The organism is Pseudomonas sp. 51_B (assembly GCF_017491595.1).
Classification (GTDB): Bacteria; Pseudomonadota; Gammaproteobacteria; order Pseudomonadales; family Pseudomonadaceae; genus Aquipseudomonas; species Aquipseudomonas promysalinigenes.
The window spans coordinates 161,516-178,042 of the sequence record NZ_JAFGYW010000004.1; the positions used below are offsets into that span (position 1 = coordinate 161,516).

16 protein-coding genes are annotated in these 16,527 nt (G+C 61.7%); 14 read left to right on the forward strand and 2 right to left on the reverse strand.

What is annotated here, in order from left to right:
* Positions 1-15 precede the first annotated feature (15 nt).
* Positions 16-3,294, reverse strand: coding sequence for a ribonuclease E (rne, locus tag J5M56_RS07320; RefSeq protein ID WP_207936250.1), 3,279 nt, complete (start codon positions 3,292-3,294; stop codon positions 16-18).
* A gap of 800 nt (positions 3,295-4,094) precedes the next feature.
* On the opposite strand from rne, the gene rluC reads away from it, so the two are divergent.
* From rluC to J5M56_RS07335, 3 genes are read left to right on the forward strand one after another with little or no spacing between them, the layout of a single operon-like run.
* A complete protein-coding gene (rluC, locus tag J5M56_RS07325; protein ID WP_207936253.1) occupies positions 4,095-5,051 on the forward strand; it encodes a 23S rRNA pseudouridine(955/2504/2580) synthase RluC in 957 nt (318 codons plus the stop codon).
* Positions 5,041-5,721 carry an HAD family hydrolase gene (locus tag J5M56_RS07330; RefSeq protein WP_207936256.1) on the forward strand — a complete coding sequence of 227 codons (681 nt, stop codon included), beginning with the start codon at positions 5,041-5,043 and terminating at the stop codon, positions 5,719-5,721. Before rluC ends, J5M56_RS07330 begins: the two co-directional genes overlap by 11 nt.
* A gap of 2 nt (positions 5,722-5,723) precedes the next feature.
* A complete protein-coding gene (locus J5M56_RS07335; RefSeq protein WP_060478220.1) occupies positions 5,724-6,758 on the forward strand; it encodes a S49 family peptidase in 1,035 nt (344 codons plus the stop codon).
* A gap of 87 nt (positions 6,759-6,845) precedes the next feature.
* Here J5M56_RS07335 and J5M56_RS07340 read toward each other — a convergent pair whose 3' ends face one another.
* A complete protein-coding gene (locus J5M56_RS07340) occupies positions 6,846-7,424 on the reverse strand; it encodes a nucleoside triphosphate pyrophosphatase (RefSeq protein ID WP_186476665.1) in 579 nt (192 codons plus the stop codon).
* A 96-nt stretch (positions 7,425-7,520) separates the two neighbouring features.
* Here J5M56_RS07340 and J5M56_RS07345 point away from each other — a divergent pair, with 96 nt between their 5' ends.
* From J5M56_RS07345 to J5M56_RS07395, 11 genes are all read left to right on the forward strand, one after another.
* Positions 7,521-8,048, forward strand: coding sequence for a YceD family protein (locus J5M56_RS07345; RefSeq protein ID WP_060478222.1), 528 nt, complete (start codon positions 7,521-7,523; stop codon positions 8,046-8,048).
* Between the two features lie 13 nt (positions 8,049-8,061).
* Positions 8,062-8,244 carry a 50S ribosomal protein L32 gene (rpmF, locus tag J5M56_RS07350; RefSeq protein WP_010223221.1) on the forward strand — a complete coding sequence of 61 codons (183 nt, stop codon included), beginning with the start codon at positions 8,062-8,064 and terminating at the stop codon, positions 8,242-8,244.
* A 3-nt stretch (positions 8,245-8,247) separates the two neighbouring features.
* The gene (plsX, locus tag J5M56_RS07355; protein ID WP_081016640.1) at positions 8,248-9,258 is read left to right on the forward strand and encodes a phosphate acyltransferase PlsX; all 1,011 of its coding nucleotides are present in this window, start codon (positions 8,248-8,250) and stop codon (positions 9,256-9,258) included.
* Between the two features lie 126 nt (positions 9,259-9,384).
* On the forward strand, positions 9,385-10,323 hold the full coding sequence (fabD, locus tag J5M56_RS07360) for an ACP S-malonyltransferase (protein WP_186476666.1): 939 nt from the start codon (positions 9,385-9,387) through the stop codon (positions 10,321-10,323).
* Positions 10,324-10,338: 15 nt separating this feature from the next.
* On the forward strand, positions 10,339-11,079 hold the full coding sequence (fabG, locus tag J5M56_RS07365; RefSeq protein WP_060478225.1) for a 3-oxoacyl-ACP reductase FabG: 741 nt from the start codon (positions 10,339-10,341) through the stop codon (positions 11,077-11,079).
* A 203-nt stretch (positions 11,080-11,282) separates the two neighbouring features.
* Positions 11,283-11,519, forward strand: a complete 237-nt coding sequence (acpP, locus tag J5M56_RS07370) for an acyl carrier protein (RefSeq protein ID WP_009685065.1) — start codon at positions 11,283-11,285, stop codon at positions 11,517-11,519.
* Between the two features lie 173 nt (positions 11,520-11,692).
* Positions 11,693-12,937, forward strand: coding sequence for a beta-ketoacyl-ACP synthase II (gene fabF, locus J5M56_RS07375; RefSeq protein WP_060478226.1), 1,245 nt, complete (start codon positions 11,693-11,695; stop codon positions 12,935-12,937).
* Positions 12,937-13,752 (forward strand): aminodeoxychorismate lyase, encoded by an 816-nt coding sequence (gene pabC, locus J5M56_RS07380; protein ID WP_207936258.1) that lies wholly within the window; start codon positions 12,937-12,939, stop codon positions 13,750-13,752. Before fabF ends, pabC begins: the two co-directional genes overlap by 1 nt.
* A gap of 4 nt (positions 13,753-13,756) precedes the next feature.
* Entirely contained in the window at positions 13,757-14,884 is a 1,128-nt protein-coding gene (gene mltG, locus J5M56_RS07385) for an endolytic transglycosylase MltG (protein WP_207936261.1), read from the forward strand.
* Positions 14,885-14,893: 9 nt separating this feature from the next.
* On the forward strand, positions 14,894-15,526 hold the full coding sequence (gene tmk, locus J5M56_RS07390) for a dTMP kinase (protein ID WP_207936264.1): 633 nt from the start codon (positions 14,894-14,896) through the stop codon (positions 15,524-15,526).
* Positions 15,519-16,505: a DNA polymerase III subunit delta' gene (locus J5M56_RS07395; RefSeq protein ID WP_207936267.1), complete on the forward strand. Its 987-nt coding sequence runs from the start codon at positions 15,519-15,521 to the stop codon at positions 16,503-16,505. Before tmk ends, J5M56_RS07395 begins: the two co-directional genes overlap by 8 nt.
* Positions 16,506-16,527: the final 22 nt, after the last annotated feature.

The following is a 16,527-nucleotide window of genomic DNA, read 5'->3' on the forward strand; positions in this document are numbered from 1 at the left end:
ATTCAGCTTGAGCGATCAACCGTGATGTGGTTTTTGCTCATCGGCAGTTTCCAGTACAGGCTCGGCCGCTTGCTGAGCCGCCTTGGCAGCAGCCTCGGCTTCACGCTTGCGACGACGCACTTCACGTGGGTCATTCGGAGCACGGCCGTTGGGCAGCATGACGGTTGCAGGCTCGACGGCTGCCGGGGTTTGCACCGGTGCGGGCTCTGTAGGCGCTGGCGCAGCTTGCGTAGTGGCCGGCTCTGCTACAGCCACTTGCGGCTCGGCTGGGCTGATAGCAGCGGGTTGCTCGGCAACGGGTGCCTCTTTTGCCTCCAGCGGAGCTTTCTCGGCTTCACCGCCTTCGACCACTGGCGCCGCGCCGGCCACCTCGGCTTTTACCACGGGGGCTTGCACCGGTGCTTCGCTAGGTGCTTCAACGGGCTCGGCAGCAACTACCGGTTCGACCGCTGGCTGCGCCGCGACTTCGACCACTGGTTCGACGCCGGCTTCGACCACGGTGACTGGCTCGCTGACGGGTTGCTCAACGGCTGGAGCGATGACAGCTTCTTCGGCTTGGGCAGCCGGTGCGGTCGGCACGTCTGCTTGGCTGCTTTCGCTGGTGGCGGCTTCAGCGCTGGCGCGTTCGGCCTGCTGGTTGGCTTGAGCCTCAGCACTGGCGCTGATCTTGCTGCTGGCTACAGCGGCAGTTACGGCGAGGCCTGCAGCCAGATCAGCGCCAAGCTCAGTGGCCTGATGCTGCTGTGGCTGCTCCTCGCTGCCTTCTTCATCGCTACCTTCGATCAGCTCGCCATTGGCATTGCGCTGGCGCTCACGGCGGTTGCTGCGACGACGCTGGCCGCGAGAACGGCGGCGAGGACGCTCGTCGTCGGTGCCTTCCTGCTCGTCCTGCAGCAGTTCCTCATTCGGCAGTTGCTCTTCGGCCAGTGCTGCAGCCTGCTCAGCCGCCTGCTCCGCAGGGCGTGGCTGACGTTCTTCGCGGGCAGGGCGAGGCTGGCGGTCTTCACGCGGAGCGCGCTCTTCACGAGGGGCGCGTTCTTCACGTGGAGCACGCTCCTCACGAGGGGCACGCTCTTCACGCGGAGCACGCTCTTCACGAGGTGCACGTTCTTCACGCGGAGCACGCTCTTCACGAGGTGCACGTTCTTCACGCGGAGCACGCTCTTCACGCGGAGCGCGTTCTTCACGCGGAGCACGTTCTTCACGCGGAGCACGTTCTTCACGAGGTGCGCGCTCGTCACGCGGCGTACGCTCTTCGCGTTCTACGGCTGGGGCGTCCAGGGGCTCGCGCAATTCACGCACACGCTCCTCGCCACGGTTGCCGCGACGGTCTTCGCGAGGCTGACGTGGTGCACGTTCTTCACGCGGGGCGCGCTCTTCACGAGGTGCGCGCTCTTCACGTGGGGAGCGCTCGGCACGTTCTTCGCGTGGTTTGCGTTCTTCATCACGGCGGCCGTTGCGGTTACGGCTCTGCTGGCGGCCGTTGCGACGCTCTTCGTTGCGGCCATTGCGCTCGGCAGCGGGCTTCTCTGGGGCGGCTACCACTGGCGCGGCAGCAGGTGCCTCCTTACCGGCGAACAGGCTGACCAGCGATTTCACCAGGCCTTTGAACAGGCTTGGCTCAGGTGCACTCACTACAGGCGCTGCAGGTGCAGCCGACTGCGGTTGCTCTTCGCCGGCGCTCGGTACCGGTGCATTGGCACGGGCCGGCGCGGTTTTCACGGCGGCTTCCTGGCGCACCAGGGTGCGGGTAGCGGTCGGCTGCGGAGCCTCTTCGGCTTCGGCGGCGGCGATTTCGTAGCTGGACTGGTTGTTCAGCACTTCCGGGTTGTCGTCGCGCAGGCGCTGGACTTCGAAGTGCGGCGTTTCCAGGTGATCGTTCGGCAGGATGATGATGCGCGCACGGGTTCGCAGTTCGATCTTGGTGATCGAATTGCGTTTCTCGTTGAGCAGGAAGGCCGCTACCGGGATCGGTACCTGGGCGCGGACTTCGGCGGTGCGGTCCTTCAGGGCTTCTTCTTCGATCAGGCGCAGAATCGCCAGCGACAGCGACTCCACGTCACGGATGATGCCGGTGCCGGAGCAGCGTGGGCAGACGATGCCGCTGCTTTCGCCGAGTGACGGGCGCAGGCGCTGACGGGACATCTCAAGCAGGCCGAAGCGCGAAATACGGCCAACCTGCACGCGAGCACGGTCGGCTTCCAGGCATTCACGCACGCGCTCTTCAACCGCGCGCTGGTTCTTGGCCGGGGTCATGTCGATGAAGTCGATGACGATCAGGCCGCCGATATCACGCAGGCGCAACTGGCGGGCGATTTCTTCGGCCGCTTCCAGGTTGGTCTGCAGGGCGGTTTCCTCGATGTCGCTGCCCTTGGTGGCGCGCGCCGAGTTGATGTCGATAGAGACCAGGGCCTCGGTCGGGTCGATCACGATCGAGCCACCGGACGGCAGGTCGACGACGCGCTGGAAAGCGGTCTCGATCTGGCTTTCGATCTGGAAACGGTTGAACAGCGGGACGCTGTCTTCGTAGAGCTTGACCTTGCTGGCGTACTGCGGCATGACCTGGCGGATGAAGGTCAGGGCTTCTTCCTGGGCATCGATGCTGTCGATCAGTACTTCGCCGATGTCCTGGCGCAGGTAGTCGCGGATGGCGCGGATGATGACGTTGCTTTCCTGGTAGATCAGGAATGGCGCGGCGCGGTCAAGGGAGGCTTCCTTGATGGCGGTCCACAGCTGCAGCAGGTAGTCCAGGTCCCACTGCATTTCTTCGCTGCTGCGGCCAAGGCCTGCGGTGCGCACGATCAGGCCCATGTCGCCCGGTACGGTCAGGCCGTTGAGGGCTTCGCGCAGTTCGTTACGCTCTTCGCCTTCGATGCGGCGGGAAATGCCCCCGGCACGCGGGTTGTTGGGCATCAGCACCAGGTAGCGGCCAGCCAGGCTGATGAAGGTGGTCAGGGCGGCGCCTTTGTTGCCGCGCTCTTCCTTCTCGACCTGAACGATGACTTCCTGGCCTTCGCTCAGGACTTCCTTGATGTTGACCCGGCCTTCAGGGGCTTTCTTGAAGTATTCGCGGGAGATTTCCTTCAGCGGCAGGAAGCCGTGACGTTCGGAGCCGAAGTCGACGAACGCGGCTTCCAGGCTTGGCTCGATCCGGGTGATCTTGCCTTTGTAGATGTTGGCCTTTTTCTGCTCACGCGCCCCGGACTCGATGTCCAGGTCGTACAGACGTTGGCCGTCCACCAGAGCTACACGCAACTCTTCGGGTTGAGTTGCGTTAATCAGCATTCTTTTCATGTTGTACCGTCGGTTTCCGGGCTGCCGGAAACGGCGTTCGGCACACACGACTTCTCATGGTCGGTGCCAAGGTGCGCAAAGGGTGGCCGGGCCACCCCCGTGTCGAGCAACGTTCGGCACCAGCCGTTACCCAGCCTGCCGTTGTCGCGACGACGCGTCCTGTTTGCTGCGGTGCCTACCAGGCCCCGGTGGCTTCGAATGGGTATCCGAATCAACCAAGCGGGCCTCGTGCACTCAGTCAGGAGGAGGAATCAACCGTCAGCCGTGGACGCCCTAGGGCATCTGTTCAGGACCTTATCCGCTCGCCGGCCAAGTCAGTGGGCCGGTGGCCGGACGCGGTGCTACACGGTCCGAGGGCTGTGCATCTCCACCCTGCACGTATCCCTGATAATTCGGGTGCTGCCGCGCGCTGAATCCGCAACGGGTTGCATTTTTCGCCAGCTTCGAACGCGAAGCTGACGCCATTACATATCCAAGGCAGGTATTTCCGAAGCATTCGCCTTGCGTTGCGTGGAAGCGACGGGGCGGGCAGAGGTGCTGCGAAAAGAATCGGGAAGCAGGTGAACAACCACACTTGTCGTTTTTTTTCGGTCTTCTCTACACGGCGCTGGTGGCGATTCCAGGCAATTCGGTAAACTGGCGAAAACCCCGTAGGACGGCCTCGCGTCCTGGAGAGCTGCTTAGGTCAGGAACCGGCCAAGGGCCCGGTTTCGCTGGCCTGCCGCTTTTGGCGGCGTTCGCGACTATAGCAGTAATGATTAAGTGCTTCAATTCCATAAATAATTGTTATGATCCCCTCCATGACGACCAATACCCCTCCGACTTCCGGCGTACAGCTGATAGAAGTCGCGCCGGAACTTGCCGGCCAACGTATCGACAATTTCCTTATCACCGCACTCAAGGGCGTGCCCAAGACGCTGGTCTATCGCATCCTGCGCAAGGGTGAGGTGCGCGTCAACAAGGGGCGGGTCAAACCTGAGTATAAAATTCAAGCTGGCGATATCGTGCGCGTGCCGCCGGTGCGTTTGCCAGAGCGCGATGAGCCGGCGCCAGTGGCTCAGGGGCTGCTGCAGCGCCTGGAGGCGGCCATCGTCTATGAAGACAAGGCGTTGATCGTGATGAACAAGCCAGCCGGTATCGCCGTACATGGTGGTAGCGGCCTGAGTTTCGGGGTGATCGAAGCACTGCGCCAGTTGCGCCCGGACGCCAAGGAGTTGGAGCTGGTGCACCGCCTGGACCGTGACACCTCTGGCCTGTTGATGATCGCCAAGAAGCGCAGCATGCTGCGCCATCTGCATGCTGCCCTGCGCGGCGATGGGGTGGACAAACGCTACATGGCCCTGGTGCGCGGCCACTGGCCTACCTCGAAGAAGCAAGTCAATGCACCGCTGCTAAAAAGTAACCTGCGCTCTGGTGAGCGCATGGTCGAAGTCAATGACGAGGGCAAAGAAGCGCTGACCCTGTTCCGAGTGCTGCGCCGGTTCGGCGAGTTCGCCACCATCGTCGAAGCCCGCCCGATCACCGGCCGCACCCACCAGATCCGCGTGCACACCCTGCATGCCGGGCACATGATTGCTGGCGACAGCAAGTACGGCGACGAAGACTTCAGTCGCGAGATTCGCGAGTTGGGGGGCAAGCGCCTGTTCCTGCATGCCTACGCCTTGACCGTGCCACTGCCCGACGGTGGCGAGCTCAAGGTCGAGGCGCCTGTGGATGAGGTCTGGGCCAAAACCGTGGAGCGACTCAGTGCGCCGTGATTACCAACTGCTGATTTTCGATTGGGATGGCACCCTGGCCGATTCGATCGGCCGCATCGTCGAGGCGATGAACGCCGCTGCCGAGCGAGCGGGCGAGGCGCCCAGTGCCGAAGGTGCGGTCAAGGGCATCATCGGTCTGGCGCTGGGGGAGGCGATCTCGACGCTGTATCCGCACCTCGATCCCCGGCAGGTCGGAACCTTCCGTCAGCACTACGCCGACATCTATATGGCCCTGGATCAGCAGCCCTCGCCGCTGTTTGAGGGTGTGGTCGAGTCGCTGGATGCCTTCCGGGCCGAGGGTTATCGCCTGGCGGTAGCTACCGGCAAGGCCCGCCGCGGACTTGACCGGGTACTGAGGGTTAATGGCTGGGAGCACTTTTTCGATATCACGCGGGCCGCCGATGAAACCCGCGGTAAGCCCCACCCGCTGATGCTCGAGGAAATCCTCAAGCATTGCGCTGTAGAACCGGGGCGGGCACTGATGGTCGGAGATTCTGCATTCGACCTGCAAATGGCCAGCAACGCGGGCATGCATTCGGTGGCGGTGGGCTACGGTGCCATGTCGCTAGAGGCGCTGGCCGAGTTCGGGCCGCAAGTGTGCATCGATCATTTTTCCCAGCTGCGCGAGTGGCTGGCCGGTTCCAGGCAAATTCAATTCCAGGGTAGGTGAGCATGGCTGACGAGTGGAAAGCGCCGGTTAACGAAACCGAAGAGGAGCGCCTCGCTCGCGAAGCGCGCGAAGCACGTAACGAAGAGGTTCGTGTCGAGCAAAAGAGCTGGAAACTCTTGGAAAAGACGCTGCTGGCAGGCGTTCAGGAGCAGCGTCGGGCGCGGCGCTGGGGGATATTCTTCAAGCTGCTGACCTTCGTCTACCTGTTCGGCATTCTTGTGCTGTTCACGCCGTTGATGGATATGGATGCAGCGGCTACCCGAAGCGGCAATCATACAGCGCTGGTTGAGGTGCGGGGTGTGATCGCCGATCAGGAAGCTGCCAGTGCCGATAATCTGATCAAGAGCCTGCGCGAAGCGTTCAAGGACCCAAAGACCAAGGCGGTGGTCATGCGCATCAATAGCCCAGGTGGCAGCCCGGTGCAGGCAGGGTATGTGTATGACGAGATCCGTCGGCTGCGCGCCGAGCACCCGGACACCAAGCTCTATGCGGTCATCACTGATCTAGGGGCCTCCGGCGCCTATTACATCGCCAGTGCTGCGGATGAGATCTATGCCGACAAGGCGAGCCTGGTGGGCTCCATTGGCGTGACGGCGGCCGGCTATGGCTTTGTCGGCGCGATGGAGAAGTTGGGTGTCGAGCGCCGTAGTTATACCGCAGGGGAGCACAAGGCCTTCCTTGATCCGTTCTCGCCGGAAAAGCCTGATGAGCGTGCGTTCTGGCAGGGTGTGCTCAACACCACGCACCAGCAGTTCATCGCCATGGTCAAGCAGGGCCGCGGTGACCGCTTGAAGGACAAAGAGCATCCGGAACTGTTCAGTGGGCTGATCTGGTCGGGTGAGCAGGCCAAGTCGCTGGGGTTGGTGGATGGCTTGGGCAGTGCCAGTTACGTAGCGCGTGAAGTGGTCGGTGAGAAGGATCTGGTCGATTACACCGTGCAGGAGTCGCCGTTCGACCGGTTCTCCAAGCGCATCGGTGCCAGTGTGGCTGAGCACCTGGCGATGTGGATGGGGTTCCAGGGCCCGCAGTTGCGTTGAGTGTGCCTTGAGTTTCGTGGTGCTGGTCAGATCAAGTGCCGCCCCTGCGGCGCTTGATCTCGACGGCACCATAGCCCCCAAGCCAGGCTAGGGAACAGCCACGCCTTCACGGGTCAGCATATCCACCAGCCGAATCAGCGGCAGCCCGATCAAGCTCGTCGAATCGCACCCATGGGTGCTCTGAAACAAACTCACTCCCAGGCCCTCGGCCTTGAAGCTGCCGGCGCAATCCAATGGCTGCTCCGCCCTCACGTAGCGCTCGACACGCTCCCTGCTCAATTCGCGCATCGTTACCGTGAACGGCACGCAGTCGACCTGGCATTGCCCGCTCGCTGTATTGAGCAGTGCCAGCCCAGTCAGGAAGGTCACTTGCTGGCCGCTGGACTCGAGCAGTTGCTCGCAGGCGCGCTCGAAGGTGTGTGGCTTGCCGATGATCTGCTCACCCAGCACGGCCACCTGGTCTGAGCCAATGATCAGATGCTGGCGGTGATCCTCGGCAAGCGCTTCGGCTTTCTGCCTCGCTAGGCGCTGAACCAGCTGCGTGGCGGGCTCGTCAGCCAGGCGTCGTTCATCTATATCGGGGCTGGCCCAGGTGAAGGGCAGGCGCAGGCGCGCGAGCAGTTCGCGCCGGTAAGCAGAGCTGGAAGCCAACAACAAAGGCAGCATGATAGACTCCTGGTCAGTTGAACCTGATTCTAACATGCGAGATGCCGCCTAATTTCCTTTGACAGGGGCGGGGGGCATCCCTAGAATGCTGCGCCTATGTTGAATGACCCGATTCCACCTCACGTTGACCCGCGCAAATTAGCCGATCGAGGCGTATCCATCACTGGTACGCTGCAACTCGCTGATTTGGAAAGACTCTGCGACCCGCTTTCCGACGATGTCGGTACGGTGCAGGCGAAGTTCGATTTTGAACGAGATGAACAGCACGTGGTGGTTATCCACAGCGAGCTGGACGTCGAAGTCAAAATGGTTTGCCAGCGTTGTCTTGAGCTGGTCACCCTGCCGATCCACAGCGAGTGTACTTACGCTGTGGTGAAGGAGGGTGCGAATACCCAGTCGTTGCCGAAAGGCTATGACGTGCTGGAACTGGGCGAAGATCCTTTGGATCTGCAGGCTTTGGTCGAGGAGGAGCTGCTGCTCGCCTTGCCTATCGTGCCTGCTCATCATCCGGAAGAATGCCAGCAGCCGGCGGGCGCAGACGAGCCCGACTCGAGCAAGGACGAGGTATCGCGGTCCAACCCGTTCAGTGTTTTGGCGCAGTTAAAGCGTGACCCAAACGTTTAGGAGTTAATCAATTATGGCTGTTCAGCAGAACAAAAAATCCCGCTCTGCCCGTGACATGCGCCGTTCGCACGACGCTCTGTCGGAAAACGCGCTGTCGGTAGAAAAAACCACCGGTGAAGTACACCTGCGTCACCACGTTTCGCCAGAAGGCGTATACCGTGGTCGCAAAGTGATCGACAAGGGCGCTGACGAGTAATCCTTGTCCGCTCAGATCATCGCGATCGACGCAATGGGCGGGGACTTCGGTCCCCGCAGCATTGTCCAGGCTAGCATTGCTTGCCTTTCGGCTACCCCTTCGCTGCACCTGACCCTCGTCGGTCAACCCTCCCTCCTTGAAGAACTGGTCAGCGGCCTATCAGCTGCGGATCGCGCGCGCCTGCAGATTGTCGCCGCCAGTGAGGTGATTGACATGGACGAGCGGCCATCCCAAGCGTTGCGTGGTAAACCGGATTCGTCGATGCGCATTGCCCTCGAACTGGTGCGTGACGGCAAGGCTCAGGCCTGCGTCAGTGCCGGCAATACCGGCGCGCTGATGGCGTTGTCGCGTTTCGTGCTCAAGACCCTCCCAGGTATCGACCGGCCGGCCATGGTCGCGGCAATCCCTACGCAGTCAGGCTATTGCCAGTTGCTCGACCTGGGTGCCAACGTGGATTGCAGTGCCGATAATCTGTACCAGTTTGCGGTGATGGGCTCGGTGGCGGCCCAGGCCTTGGGTATCCACAGGCCGCGGGTCGCTTTGCTGAACATCGGTACCGAGGACATCAAGGGGAATCAGCAGGTCAAGCTGGCAGCCGGCTTGCTGCAGGATGCCCGTGGCCTCAATTATGTTGGTTTCGTCGAGGGTGACGGCCTGTATCGTGGCGAAGCGGATGTGGTGGTGTGCGACGGCTTCGTTGGCAACATCCTGCTCAAGTCCAGCGAAGGCCTTGCTACCATGATTGGTCAGCGTATCGAGCAATTGTTCAAGGGCGGCGCGTTGTCGCGGATAGCTGGGGTATTGGCGATGCCGCTGCTCAAGCGCCTGCAGGCTGACCTCGCGCCAGCGCGGCACAATGGCGCAAGCTTTCTCGGCCTGCAGGGCATCGTTATCAAAAGCCATGGTTCGGCGGGCGTCCAAGGATTTCAAAGCGCGATCCAACGGGCGCTGATCGAGATCCAGGAAAACCTCCCACGGCGGCTGCATGGCCGGCTTGAAGACCTGTTACCTTAGGCATTTAAAAGATGAAGTGCTTAAATGTGACCGCTTGGTCTGCGTTTCCATCCAAGTTTCCAGATTCCGCGCCTGGCCTTTGGCTGGCGCACTCTATCCGATGACAAGATCATAAGGGCTTGTTCAATGTCTGCATCCCTCGCATTCGTCTTCCCCGGTCAAGGTTCCCAATCCCTGGGCATGCTCAAAGAGCTGGGCGCCGAAAAGCCGGTGATCATCGAGACCTTCAAGGAGGCCTCCGAAGCTCTGGGCTACGACCTTTGGGACCTGGTCCAGAATGGACCGGAAGAAAAGCTCAATCAAACCGACAAGACCCAGCCGGCGATTCTTACCGCCTCGATCGCCCTGTGGCGCCTGTGGCTGGAAGAAGGCGGCGCGCAGCCAGCTTTCGTTTCCGGGCATAGCCTGGGTGAGTACAGTGCACTGGTCGCCGCTGGCAGCCTGACCCTCAAGGACGCGGTGCGTCTGGTCGAGCGCCGTGGCCAGCTGATGCAGGAAGCCGTACCTGCAGGTCACGGCGCCATGGCGGCCATCCTTGGCCTGGATGACGCGGTGGTAGTCGAGATCTGCGCCAAGGCCGCCGAAGATCAAGTGGTCAGTGCGGTGAACTTCAACTCCCCTGGCCAGGTGGTGATCGCCGGCAACAAGGCTGCAGTGGACCGTGCCATCGAACTGTGCAAAGAGGCGGGCGCCAAGCGTGCTCTGCCGCTGGCGGTCAGTGTGCCGTCGCACTGTGCGCTGATGAAGCCTGCCGCCGAGCGTTTCGCCGAGGCGGTCAACGCCATCGAGTGGAAGGCCCCGCAGATTCCAGTGGTGCAGAACGTCACCGCGGCCATCGCCGCCGACCTCGATGCGCTCAAACAAGACCTGTTGGCGCAACTGTATCAGCCCGTGCGCTGGGTTGAGTGCGTGCAGACCTTGGCCGCCAATGGCGCGGTGAACCTGGTGGAGTGCGGCCCGGGCAAGGTGCTGGCCGGCTTGAACAAGCGTTGCGCCGAGGGCGTGACCACTTACAACCTCAATACCCCTGATGCTGTCGCCGCCACCCGTGCGGCGCTGGCCTGATTTGGAGAAGCTTGCATGAGCCTGCAAGGTAAAGTTGCACTGGTCACCGGCGCTAGCCGTGGTATTGGCCAGGCTATCGCCCTCGAGCTGGGCCGCCAGGGCGCGACCGTGATCGGTACCGCCACTTCGGCTTCCGGTGCCGAGCGCATCGCTGCCACCCTCAAAGAGCATGGGATCGCTGGCACTGGCATGGAGCTGAACGTCACCAGCGCCGAGTCCGTGGAAGCTGTGCTGAGCGCTATCGGCGAGCAGTTCGGCGCCCCCGCCATTCTGGTCAACAATGCCGGCATCACCCGTGACAACCTCATGCTGCGCATGAAGGACGACGAGTGGTTCGACGTGATCGATACCAACCTGAACAGCCTTTACCGTCTGTCCAAGGGCGTACTGCGCGGCATGACCAAGGCGCGTTGGGGTCGTATCATCAGCATCGGCTCGGTCGTCGGTGCCATGGGCAACGCCGGCCAGGCCAACTACGCGGCGGCCAAGGCCGGCCTCGAAGGCTTCAGCCGTGCGCTGGCGCGTGAAGTGGGCTCGCGGGGTATCACCGTCAATTCGGTTACCCCAGGCTTCATCGACACAGACATGACCCGCGAGCTGCCAGAAGCGCAGCGCGAAGCCCTGCAGACGCAAATTCCGCTGGGCCGCCTGGGCCAGGCTGAGGAAATCGCTAAGGTGGTTTCGTTCCTGGCATCGGACGGCGCTGGCTACGTTACCGGCGCAACCGTGCCGGTCAACGGCGGGATGTACATGTAAAACTGCAATGCGATGTGACGGATTGCTTCAAAAAAGAGTCATACTGCGAGCCTAAAATCCGTTATAAAGCTGCAACCAGATTCCAGGCAGCCGGTGAGGTTGCTCAAGGGAAGGATCGTTCCGCTTGAAAAGCGAACGTCTTTCTATAAACTTGGTCACCGGCCAGCTGCCTGACATATGTCCATTAGGAGTGAAAACTAGGTATGAGCACCATCGAAGAACGCGTCAAGAAAATCGTCGCCGAGCAACTGGGCGTCAAGGAAGAGGAAGTGACTGCTGAGAAGTCCTTCGTCGATGACCTGGGTGCCGATTCGCTTGACACCGTTGAGCTGGTGATGGCTCTGGAAGAGGAATTCGAGACCGAAATCCCTGACGAAGAAGCCGAGAAGATCACTACCGTTCAAGCTGCAATCGACTACGTCAAGAACCACCAGGCTTAAGACGTTGTAGTCGACGCTTCTTGTCGAGAAGAACCGCACTGCCTTTGCTGGCGTGCGGTTTTTTCTTTGCAAGCCCATGGCGTCATTTCGCTCGCTGCGAGAGCTTGTTGCCATTTCATTCCATTGCTTGAATGCAATGGCAAGAAACTCTGTGATTAGAAAAGGAGAGTACTGTGTCGCGTAGACGCGTCGTGGTCACCGGTATGGGTATGCTGTCGCCACTGGGTACCGATGTACCGAGCACCTGGCAGGGCATTCTGGCTGGCCGCAGTGGCATTGGTCCGATCGAGCACACGGACCTGTCTGCCTACTCCACCCGTTTTGGCGGCTCGGTGAAAGGCTTCGAGGTTGAGCAATACCTGTCGGCAAAAGAAGCCCGCAAACTCGACCTGTTCATCCAGTACGGCTTGGCAGCCGGTTTTCAGGCGGTGCGCAACGCCGGCCTTGAAGTCACCGATGCCAACCGTGAGCGCATTGGCGTGGCCATGGGCTCGGGTATCGGCGGCCTGACCAACATCGAAGAAACCAGCCGTACCCTGCACGAGCAGGGCCCGCGCCGTATTTCTCCGTTCTTCGTGCCGGGCTCGATCATTAACATGATCTCTGGCTTCCTATCGATCCATCTGGGGCTGCAGGGGCCGAACTACGCCATCGCCACGGCGTGTACCACTGGCACCCACTGCATCGGCATGGCTGCGCGCAACATCGCTTACGGCGAAGCTGATGTGATGATTGCCGGTGGCGCCGAAATGGCCGCTTGTGGTCTGGGGATGGGAGGCTTCGGCGCATCCCGTGCGCTGTCGACCCGCAACGATGAACCAGCCCGTGCCAGTCGTCCCTGGGACAAGGGCCGTGACGGCTTCGTGCTGTCTGACGGTGCCGGCGCCCTGGTACTCGAGGAGCTCGAACACGCCAAGGCACGCGGTGCGACCATCTATGCCGAGTTGGTTGGTTTTGGCATGAGCGGCGACGCTTACCATATGACCTCGCCACCCGACAGCGGTGAGGGCGCAGCCCGTTGCATGGCCAATGCCTTGCGTGATGCTGGTATCGCGCCTGAGGCGGTCAGCTACATCAATGCCCACGGTACTTCGACGCCAGCCGGTGACATCGCCGAAGTAGCGGCGATCAAGCGTGTGTTCGGTGATCATGCCTACAAGCTGGCTGTCAGCTCGACCAAATCGATGACCGGGCACCTGCTTGGCGCCGCCGGTGCGGTGGAGGCGATCTTCAGCGTGCTGGCGATCAACAGCCAGATGGCGCCGCCGACCATCAATCTCGATGAGCCGGATGAAGGCTGCGACCTCGACTTCGTGCCACATCAGGCGCGCAGCATGCCAATCGATGTAGTGTTGTCCAACTCGTTCGGTTTTGGTGGCACCAACGGTTCGCTGGTATTCCGCCGGTTCGCTGACTGATGCACTGCTGGGTCGACGGCCAGGACGCTACTGCAATCAATCTGCAGAACCGCGGCCTGGCCTACGGTGATGGGCTGTTCGAGACCATCGCCGTGCGTGGTGGGCGTGCCAGCCTGATGGACGGGCATCTGGCCCGCTTGGCCCTGGGGTGCAAGCGCCTGGCAATCGATGCTGACCTGGCGCTGGTAGGTGACGAAATCCAACGCTTCGCTCGCCAGCTGGGTGACGGTGTTGCCAAGCTGGTTCTCACCCGCGGTGACAGCCAGCGCGGGTATGCGCCCGCTGCCGGTGTTGCGCCGCGGCGTATTCTGCAGGGCGCGCCACTGCCCAGCTATCCTGCCGAGCACGCCGAGCATGGCGTTAGGTTGTTCCCCTGCCAAACCCGGCTTGGGGAACAACCGTTGCTGGCTGGGCTCAAACATCTCAATCGCCTGGAGCAAGTGCTGGCCCGTGCCGAATGGCAGGACGGCGAACATGCCGAAGGCTTGATGCGGGATGGGCAGGGCAGGGTGGTCGAAGGGGTGTACAGCAACCTGTTCATGGTAAGTGCTGGCGTGCTGGTAACGGCCGACCTCAGCCGTTGCGGTGTTGCCGGTGTGATGCGTGGTGCCCTGCTGGAGCTTGCGCCGCGCATGGGCATGCCAACCCAGGTTCGTGACATCGCTTTCGAAGAACTGCAGCAGGCTAATGAAGTGTTCGTCTGCAATAGTGTCTACGGTGTCTGGCCGGTGCGTGCAGTTGGCGCGCTCAACTGGTCGCCGGGGCCGCTCACCCGTAAACTGCAGGCCGTTGCTCGTACGTTACTGGATACCTGAATTCGTGAGACGCAAATTCCTGCTGCTGCTGGAAATGGGCTTGATCCTCGCCGGCCTCGCCCTGGGCTGGTCGGCGTGGAAGGTCCACTCTGTCCTGGAGCAGCCCCTGCATGTGGCGCGAGAGCGCCTGCTCGATGTGCCCAATGGCACCAACCCCAATCGCATGTTCTATCGCATGCAGGCCGAGGGCCTGTTGGACGATGCTGTGTGGCTGCGCCTTTACTGGCGCTTCAATATGGCCGGTACGCCGCTGCATACCGGTGAGTACCGTCTCACGCCGGGTATGACCGTGGCACAGTTGTTCGATGCCTGGCGCCGTGGCGATGTGGTGCAGTACAACCTGACACTGGTCGAAGGTTGGACCTTCCGCCAGGTGCGCGCCGCAGTGGCCAGGCATGAAAAGATCAAACACACGCTCGATGGATTGTCCGATGCCGAGGTGATGGATAAGCTCGGCCACACGGGTGTTTTCCCTGAAGGCCGTTTCTTCCCCGACACCTACCGCTTCGTGCGCGGCATGAGCGATGTGGAACTGCTGCAGCAGGCCTATATGCGCCTGGACGAAGTGCTGGCCAAGGAGTGGGCAGAGCGTACGACGGACTTGCCCTACCGCGACCCGTATCAGGCACTGATCATGGCCTCGCTGGTGGAAAAGGAAACCGGCATCCCCCAGGAGCGTGGGCAAATTGCCGGGGTATTCGTACGCCGCCTGCGCCTGGGCATGATGCTGCAGACCGACCCGACGGTCATCTACGGCATGGGTGAGCGTTACAACGGCAAGATCACCCGCGCCGACCTGCGTGAACCGACACCCTATAACACCTACACCATGACCGGGTTGCCGCCTACACCCATTGCCATGGTCGGGCGTGAGGCAATTCATGCCGCGCTCAACCCAGCCGATGGCACTAGCTTGTATTTTGTTGCTCGTGGCGACGGCAGCCATGTTTTTTCCGATGACCTGGACGATCACAACTCGGCGGTGCGCGAGTTCCAGCTCAAACGTCGCGCGGATTACCGCTCCAGCCCGGCACCGCAAAGTGCGCCTGCTGGCACTGCCGAACCTGCAGAGCAGGGTGCCGCCGGCGAAGCTGCACCGGCAGATGCGCCAACGCCCGACGACCAACACTAAGGACTGCCTGTGAGCGGCTTGTTTATTACTTTGGAAGGCCCCGAAGGCGCGGGCAAGAGCACCAACCGTGATTACCTGGCCGCGCGCCTGGGTGAGCAGGGCCTGGACGTGGTCCTGACGCGCGAGCCTGGCGGGACCCCGCTGGCCGAGAAGGTCCGTGAGCTGTTGTTGGCGCCCAGTGATGAGCTGATGGCGGCAGATACTGAACTGCTGTTGGTGTTCGCTGCCCGTGCCCAGCACCTGGCCCAGGTGATTCGCCCGGCCTTGGCCCGTGGTGCCGTTGTCTTGTGCGATCGATTTACCGACGCTACCTATGCCTACCAAGGTGGTGGCCGTGGGTTGTCCGTGGCGCGCATCGCTGAGCTTGAGCGCTTCGTGCAGGGTGATCTGCGCCCGGACCTGACCCTGGTCTTCGATTTGCCAGTTGAAGTCGGCCTGGCCCGTGCCGCTGCGCGTGGTCGCCTGGATCGTTTCGAGCAGGAGGGGCAAGCGTTCTTCGAGGCCGTGCGCCAAGCCTATTTGCAGCGCGCCCAGGCCGAGCCGCGACGCTATACCCTGCTCGATGCGGCGCAGCCGCTCGAAGCGGTACAGCTCGCCATCGATGTTCTGCTGCCCGCTATCGTGGAGCGCTGCCGTGGCTGAGGCCTATCCCTGGCAGCAGGCACTTTGGCAGCAACTGGCCGGCCGTGAACGCCATGCCCATGCTTACCTGCTACACGGGCCGCAGGGTATTGGTAAGCGTGCGCTGGCCGAGCGGCTGATGGCGCGGTTGCTGTGCCAGCAGCCACATGGGCTGGATGCCTGCGGCCAGTGCAAGTCTTGCCTGCTGCTCAAGGCTGGTAGCCATCCGGACAACTTCGTACTGGAACCTGAAGAGGCTGAAAAGCCGATCAAGGTAGACCAGGTACGCGAACTGGTGTCGTTCGTCGTGCAGACCGCGCAGCTGGGCGGGCGTAAAGTGGTCTTGATCGAGCCGGTCGAGGCGATGAACGTCAATGCCTCCAATGCCTTGCTCAAAAGCCTTGAAGAGCCGTCTGGCGATACTGTGCTGCTTCTGGTCAGTCACCAGCCCAGTCGCCTGCTGCCGACCATCAAAAGCCGCTGCCAGCAAGTGGCGTGCCCCCAGCCGAGCGTTGAGCAGAGCCAGGCGTGGCTGGCCTCGGCGCTACCCGATTGTGATGAATCCGAGCGTCAGGAGCTGCTGACTCTGGCTGCAGGGTCGCCGCTAAGGGCTGCGAGCCTGCAGGCTCAAGGTATTGTGGAGCAGCGCGCGCTGGTGACCGATGGGGTCAAAAAGCTGCTCAAGCAACAGCAGTCGCCGAGCCAATTGGCCGAGGCCTGGGGCAGTGTACCGTTGTTGCTATTGTTCGACTGGTTCTTCGAATGGTCGCAGTTGATTCTGCGCTACCAATTGACCCAGGATGAAGAGGGCCTGGGCTTGGCCGATATGCGCAAGGTCGTGCAGTACCTGGCGCAGAAGGCCCGCCAAGATAAAGTGCTGCAAACCCAGGCCTGGGTCCTCGAACAGCGACAGAAGGTGCTGGGCAAAGCCAACCTCAATCGCGTATTGCTGCTAGAGGCGCTACTGGCCCACTGGGTGCAACTGCCGGGTTCTCGTTGATTTTCCATTCTTTCATGTGTGC